We start from the raw sequence: 6,906 nt of genomic DNA on the forward strand, positions 1-6,906 counted from the left end.
GTCCACGGGCTGCGCGAGCCGGGCCTGGAGCGCGGCCTGGTTGCGGGCCTGCGTGAGCGCGCCCTCCAGGTCCGGCTGGTTGGGATTGAGCGCGCGCACCTGCGTCCACTGCGTGAGGGAATCCGCCCAGCGGCCCTCGACGGAGTACGCCCAGCCCAGCTCCCAGCGGCAGTCGGCGCGGGACGGCGCGGCCTGCACGCACGCGGACAGCTCCGTGATGGCGGTGCGGGAGTCCTTGGACTGGAGGGCGGCCACGCCCCGGGCGTAGTGCTCGTCCGGGTTGCCCACGGTGGCGAGGCCGGACGCGGCGGCCTTGCCGTGCATCGCGATGGCGGCGGCGCGCAGGGCGCCGACGCTGGCCTCCACGGCGATGCGGCCCGCCTCGGAGAGGGAGTCTGTCTGGCTTTGCGCCGTGGCGGGCGCGGCGCCCGTGGCCGGCACCATGTTCGACGACCCGGGGGGCGGCGTCGGGATGGACTCGGCGAGGCCCGCGGGCATCCGCATGGAAACCGTCGTGGCGGAGTCGCTGGAGGCCGTGCCGCCCGCGAAGGTCACACCGGAGGACGCGGCCTGAGACGCGAAGCTCGCGGTCCTGACAACGCCCGACGTGCTCGCGACAGCGGAACGGGTCTTCGTGGCGGCCGTCACGGATGCGAGGCCCGCCGCATCCAGTTGCCGCGTGCCACTCGACTCTCCCATCGCGCTCCGCACGGACGCGAGGCCCGCGGCTTCGAGCTGTCCGGCTCCCACGTTCCGGATGACGGAGCGCACGGAGGCCGTGCCCGCTTCGGCGAGGCGCGCGGTGCTGGAGGGCTCGGCTGTGGAGAAGTTGGGGACGGACGCGGTGGGCGCGGCGAGCGCCAGCATCAGCAGGACGGACGGGGGGGCCATGGCCCGCGCATCTTACGGGATGGGACGGGGGCAGGGGTGGCACCGGCGGGCCCGGCTCGGTAGCAGCCGGGCAGGCGACACCCCTACACCCCTGGAAGGCCCTGGCACCGCCTACCCGAGCGCGTCGAGCAGCACCGAGCCCCGGCGCTGGCGCGGCAACAGCCGGAAGTGCCTCAGCTCCTTGCGCTTCACCCGCCGCTCCAACGCGCTGTGCAGCGACAGCCGCCCCGGCCCGCGCATCAGCGTCCCCAGCGCGATGGCGATGAGCGCCACGTTGAACTCGTAGCCGCCCTTGGTGATGTCGAAGCCGTTCTTCCTGTGCACCTTCGCGATGGCCATTGCCTGCGTCACGATGACCGACACCGCCGTGAAGCGCGTCGCGATGCCCAGGATGGAGCTCACCCCAGCCACCAGCTCCGTGATGCCCGTGGCCAGCAGCCACGGCTTCCCGGGCTTGATGCCCAGCTGCTCGAACATGCCCGCTTGCTGCTCGATGCCCTCCTTCTTCAGCTTCGCCAGGCCGTGATGGATCATCGTCGCGCCCAGCGACAAGCGCGGCGGCAACAGCGCGGCCGACTTCAGCAACGACGGTTGTTCGTTCAGCATCGTCACGTTCATGGGGCTCTCCTCGTCGGGACGCAGGCGTCCTCTGGGTGAAGTGCCCCTTACGTTGTGATGCGTCCGCCCCTCCGGCCCCGACGCTCGCAGGGCCCCACGCCCGGCGGCCGGGCACTCAACCCCCGTCCCGCTCCGCCAGGGGCACGTCCATCAGCGCCGCCACCTCCGCGCTGTACCCCCCGGGTCCCTCCCCGTGAACGATGAGCGGCGCGCGCACCGACAGGCCCCGGTCCTGGTCCCGCAGCGCCTGCACCAGGAAGCGCGTGGCGGGCGCATCCACCCGCGCGTGCACGGACCTCAGCACCCGAGGGAACAACCGCGCGCCCGCGAGCACCCCAAGCACCTCCGCCAGCCGCGCCGCCGGATACACCAGGCTCACGCCCCCACCGGGCCGTAGGGCATGCCGCGCCGCCGCGACCACCGAGGGCGCGTCGCACGCCACCTCCGACTTGGACACGGCGCGCTCCGCGTCCGGGCTCACCACGCCCGCCTGGGCCCGGCGGAACGGCGGGTTGGACACCACCTGCCCGTAGGCCCCGGGCGCGAACAGCGTCCGCGCCTGCCGCAGGTCCCCGAGCACCGGCCGCACCCGGCCCTCGCACCCGTTGAGCGCCACCGCGCGCGTCAGCCGTCCATGCACCGCGGGCTGCAACTCCAGCGCATCCACGGGCCCCGCGACGCCGAACTGCTTCACCAGCAGCAGCGACACCACGCCACTGCCCGCGCCCAGCTCCAGCACCGGCCCGGGCAGGTCGCCGCCTTCCGTGGCCGCGAAGTGCGCCAGCAGCACCGCGTCCAGCGTGAAGCGGTAACCCGTCCGGCGCTGGAACACGCGCACGTCCGCGGTGCCAATGGAGTCCAGCGTCTCGCCGTCCTCCAGCGGCGCGGCGAGAGGGGCGGACCCGTCGGAAGCGGCCACGGTCAGCGCGCGCCGTGCATCCGCTCGGCCACGTCCAGCACGCGCGCCTCGCAGGAGACGCCGTCCAGGTGGCTGGCCTCCACCAGGCCCGTGGGGCTGGTGACGTTCACCTCCGTGAGGTAGTCGCCCAGCACGTCGATGCCCACCAGCGTCAGCCCCTTCTCCTGGAGCGCCGGCTTGAGGCGCTTGCAGATGAGGAGGTCCCGCGCGGTGATCTCCGCCTTCATCGGCGTGCCGCCCGCGGCCATGTTGCCCCGGTGGTCCGCGTCCGACGGCACGCGCAGCACCGCGCCCACCGGGTCTCCGTCCACCAGGATGATGCGCTTGTCGCCCAGGCGGCTCTCCGGAACGTAGGCCTGCGCGAGGATGGGTTCCTTCCCGCCCTGCGTGAGCAGCTCCACCATGGAGCGCGCGTTGCGGTCCCCCGGCGCGAGGAACAGGATGCCCTTGCCCCCGAACCCGTCGATGGGCTTCAGGATGGTGCCCTGCGCGTTCTTCGCCGCGAACTCCAGCACCACGGACAGCTCGCGCGTCACGCGCGTCTCCGGCATCAGGTCCGGGAAGTTCAGCGTGAACAGCTTCTCGTTCGCGTCGCGGATGCCGGACGGGTTGTTGATGAAGATGGGCGCGCGGTCCGGACACAACTCCACCAGCTGCGTGGCGTGCAGATAGTCCGCGTCCACCGGCGGGTCCTTGCGCAGGAACAGCACGTCCAGCTTCGACAGCGGCCGCACGTCCTCGCTCAGCACGTCGAAGTGGTGCCCCACCTCCCGGCGCACCCGGACCCGGCGCATGCGCGCCTCCGAGCACCGGCCGTTGAAGCGCAGCCACCCCTGTTCGAAGTAGTAGACGTCGTGCCCCCGCCGCTGTGCCTCCAGCATCAGCGAGAACGTCGTGTCGTGGTCCACCCGCACGCTCTCGAGCGGGTCCATCAGGAAGCCAAGGGAGAGGGCCATGAGGGGCGGAAGATAGCGGACCCCCTCCGCCCGTGCCGCTCCTTCGAGCGCGTCTTCGTCCACACCGGGACGGACGCGGGCTCCTGCTGGCAGGGCAGGGGGGAAGGGTAGGGGCTCCGGGCTCTCAGCGGCCGGGCAGCTCGCTCAGCTTGAGGTTGAGGCGCACGGGCTTGCCCGCCTCCACCGGCACCGCGAGCACCCGGCGCTTCTTGTCCTCGCCCACCAGCACCAGCTCCGCCTGTCCCACCGGCAGAGCGCGCTTCACCAGCGGCGTGCGGCCCAGGGACTTGTTGTTGAGGAAGACCTCCGCGGGCTCGTCCAGGAAGAGCGTCACCTCGCCCTTGCCCTTCCGGCCGCGGCCGCCCCGGTTGGAGGTGGCCTCGTCCCGGTCGTTGTCCCGGTCCTTCGCGCCTGCCCGGTCGCGGTCCTTGTCCTTGTTGTCGCGGTCCTTGTCCTTGTCCGCATCCGCGACAGCCACGTCCTCGCCAGGCACGGGAGCATTGGGCGGCCGGATGGGGATCATCGGTCCCATGCCCATGGGCGTGGGTGGGGACGTCTTCTCCTCGTCCTCCAGCAGCTTCGTGAGGCGGAACGCGCCGTAGGCCAGCCCCAGGAACAGCGACAGGGACAGCAACGCCCACACGACGCCCAGCTTCGAGCGCTTCACCGGAGGCGCGGTCTCGTCGCTGCCGGACTCCTCCGCGCGCAGCTTGGCGATCTCCGCCTTCTTGCGCGCCTCCACGACGCTGAGCGCGGTGGCCTTGCGCTCCGGCAGGTAGGGGCCGTCGTCCTTCTGGAGCGCGCGCTTCGCCGACGCCAGCACCTGGCTGCTCGTCGTGACGTCCGCGCTCTCCAGCAGCGAGCGCGTGGCCGCCATGCGCTCCGCGAACAGGCCCTTCATGAGGGCGGCGCGCTGCTCGGCGTCCATCAGCTTGCCGCCGGCCACCTTCTCGATGGCGCGCGCCATGTCCCGCCCGGACGGGTAGCGGCGGTCCACGTTGCGCTCCAGGGCGCGCATCACCACGCGGGAGATATCCTCGGAGATGTGCGGCAGGAGCACCGAGGGCCACGGGATGGCGTCCTCGAGGATCTTCACCATCTCGTCGCGCTCGGTCTTCCCGGCGAAGAGCCGCTCGCCGGTGATGAGCTCGTGCATCACCACGCCCACGGAGAACAGGTCGCTGCGGCCATCCAGCGGATCGCCGCGCACCTGCTCCGGGGACATGTAGCCGGTGGTGCCCTTCACCGTGCCCACGTTGGTGCGCTCCAGGCTGTTCTTCGCCTTGGCGATGCCGAAGTCGAGCAGCTTCACGGTGCCGTCGTAGGTCACCATGATGTTCTTCTGCGCCACGTCGCGGTGGATGACGGGGCTCGCTTCACCGCCGGGGGATGTGAAGGTGTGCGCGTAGTGCAGCGCCAGGCACACGTCGCGGGCCACGGACAGGGTGAAGGCCAGCGGCACCGGCTGGCGCTTCTTCAGGCACGCGCTGGTGACCTGGTTGAGGTTCTGCCCGCCGATGAACTCCATGGCCAGGTAGAGCCCGTCGTCCTCCTCCCCCAGGTCGAACACCTGCGCGATGTTCGGGTGGTTGAAGGCCGCGGTGATGCGCGCCTCGTCCAGGAACATGCGGACGAACTGATCATTGGAGCGCGCGTCCGGGAGGATGCGCTTGATGACCACGTACTTGCGGAAGCCGCCCGGGCCCGACGTGTAGCCCAGGAACAGCTCCGCCATGCCGCCCACGGTCAGCTGCGTGAGCACCTCGTACTTCCCGATGCGCTCGCCCCGATGGAAGTCGATGAGCTCATCCTCCAGCGCCATGAAGGATGGCGCCCGCGTCGTGTCAAAGCCGGGCCGGACCATAACAGGGCTGTTGCATCCGGGGTCCTTCCTTGCCGGTGGAGCCCGCGAAGGAGGGGCACGCATGCCGGCACGCATGCCGGCTCCAGCCCCTGAGGTCCCTGTGGATCACCTGTGGATGGTGTGGACAGCCCTGTGGACAACCCGTGGCCCGGAAGCGACGCTGTGGATGCCCGGGGAAAACCTTCAACTTGCCCACATGTAGCAGATCGCCGATTCGTGAATGAATCCGCGAGCTTGCTGACTTGTCCCCAACTCCGTGCCGCCTACTGCTTCCACCAGTTGATCAATACTCCAATTAGACTGGTGAAGAAGATGGGGGCGGTGCACAAGCGGGAGAAACCGCCGGGCATCCGCGGGACGGCGAACGGCGGGCGACGGGACGCTACAGGAGCGTGGCGCGCAGCCGCTCCAGCAGCCCGGGCAGATCCTGGAGCAGCTGCCGGTCCAGGTCCTCCAGCGCGGCGCGGTGCATGACCAGGTCCTCCGGCTCCCGCTCCGCGGACATCATGCGATGCAGGGCGCGCAGGCGCTGGTTGCGCATCACCAAGCGGGCCAGGGTGTCGTCCAGCTCCTCCGCGAGCCCGGCGTCCAGGCGCAGCTCCTGGCCCACCAGCTCCCGGAGCTGCTCCACGCGGTAGGTGAGCTCCCAGCTCTCCTCGTAGCCCGCGCGCCGGGGCAGCATCGGCCCATACGTCCACCGCTCGTTCACGGTTCCTCTAGTGCGGCCGGGGCCGGGTGAGGCCCGTCAGGGACAGGCGGGTGCGCATCGGGTCCAGCTCCACGTGCATCCGGCAGTCCGCCACGTCCAGGCGCAGGGTGTAGGGCGGACAGGGCGTGTGCCCAGAATGCTCCTCGGAGGCGCGAGTGCCCATGCGGAACAGCTCGGCCAGCACCGCCTGCCGCACCTCCGCCGACAGCCCGTCCACGGTGGACTGCACACCCCGGGCGATGAGCACCGTGAATGCCTGCAATCCTGGAGAAACGTGCGAAGGGCCGGCCAGGGTCATGCTCGCGGCCGTTGCCAGAACCGTACCCTGCGACATGCCTGTCGTTCCGGGGGGTTGGAAGGACTCAAAACCCTTTGGGCTGAAAAAAACTCAGGCATGGGAGTGCCCAATCCTGAAACCCCGGGGGGTGGGGTGCCGTGGGACAGGGGGATGGAGAGCGGTGCTATAGGCAGCAGGCAGGAGGCACGATGGCGCGCACGCGGACGGTGGGCAGTGGGGGCCTGACGGGCCTTCCGGGAGCTCCAACGGGCTTGCCGGGGGTCGCAGCACCCAGGCCCAGGCCGGACAAGGCCCTGGCAATGGCCCTGGCTGCCCTCCTGGCCTTCGTGGGCGCCTGCCGGGACGAACCCCCGCTGACGGGCGCCCGGAGCCTCCTGCGGGTCTCCCAGGAGTCCGTGACGTTCCCGCCCAGCTATCCCCAGGTGGAGCGGGTGGTGGAGCTCCGGGTGGTGAACGCGGGGCGGACGACGCTGGACGTGGAGTGGACGGCGCTGGCGGCGCCCTTCTCCGCGGCGGGGCTGCCCACGCGGATGGTGCCGGGCGAGGTCCCTGTCCGGCTGTCCTACCGGCCGGAGGCCACGGGCGTGCTGACGGCGACGCTGGTGGGGCTGTCTCTTTTACACATCTGACGCTGCCGACGACTAGTCGAGT

The 6,906-nt window shown here is 71.0% G+C and carries 8 protein-coding genes; 1 reads left to right on the top strand and 7 read right to left on the bottom strand.

Annotated elements, in window-relative coordinates; all coding sequences use genetic code 11:
* The 7 genes from D7X32_RS41980 to D7X32_RS42010 form a co-directional block, all read right to left on the bottom strand.
* Positions 1-891, bottom strand: an 891-nt coding sequence (locus tag D7X32_RS41980; RefSeq protein ID WP_369333703.1) for a tetratricopeptide repeat protein, incomplete at its 3' end; no start/stop codon positions are given.
* A 111-nt stretch (positions 892-1,002) separates the two neighbouring features.
* Positions 1,003-1,509, bottom strand: a complete 507-nt coding sequence (locus tag D7X32_RS41985) for a DoxX family protein (protein ID WP_120608121.1) — start codon at positions 1,507-1,509, stop codon at positions 1,003-1,005.
* 115 nt (positions 1,510-1,624) lie between these two features.
* On the bottom strand, positions 1,625-2,428 hold the full coding sequence (locus tag D7X32_RS41990; RefSeq protein ID WP_244239480.1) for a tRNA1(Val) (adenine(37)-N6)-methyltransferase: 804 nt from the start codon (positions 2,426-2,428) through the stop codon (positions 1,625-1,627).
* 2 nt (positions 2,429-2,430) lie between these two features.
* Positions 2,431-3,384, bottom strand: coding sequence for a glutathione synthase (gshB, locus tag D7X32_RS41995; protein ID WP_120608123.1), 954 nt, complete (start codon positions 3,382-3,384; stop codon positions 2,431-2,433).
* Positions 3,385-3,508: 124 nt separating this feature from the next.
* Positions 3,509-5,206 (bottom strand): serine/threonine-protein kinase, encoded by a 1,698-nt coding sequence (locus D7X32_RS42000; RefSeq protein WP_120608125.1) that lies wholly within the window; start codon positions 5,204-5,206, stop codon positions 3,509-3,511.
* A 424-nt stretch (positions 5,207-5,630) separates the two neighbouring features.
* Positions 5,631-5,957, bottom strand: coding sequence for a hypothetical protein (locus tag D7X32_RS42005; RefSeq protein WP_244239481.1), 327 nt, complete (start codon positions 5,955-5,957; stop codon positions 5,631-5,633).
* 7 nt (positions 5,958-5,964) lie between these two features.
* Positions 5,965-6,219: a hypothetical protein gene (locus D7X32_RS42010; protein WP_244239482.1), complete on the bottom strand. Its 255-nt coding sequence runs from the start codon at positions 6,217-6,219 to the stop codon at positions 5,965-5,967.
* 335 nt (positions 6,220-6,554) lie between these two features.
* Between D7X32_RS42010 and D7X32_RS48010 the strand changes: the two genes are divergently transcribed.
* Positions 6,555-6,884: a hypothetical protein gene (locus tag D7X32_RS48010; protein ID WP_208752728.1), complete on the top strand. Its 330-nt coding sequence runs from the start codon at positions 6,555-6,557 to the stop codon at positions 6,882-6,884.
* Positions 6,885-6,906: the final 22 nt, after the last annotated feature.

It is taken from the genome of Corallococcus carmarthensis (genome assembly GCF_003611695.1).
GTDB lineage: Bacteria > Myxococcota > Myxococcia > Myxococcales > Myxococcaceae > Corallococcus > Corallococcus carmarthensis.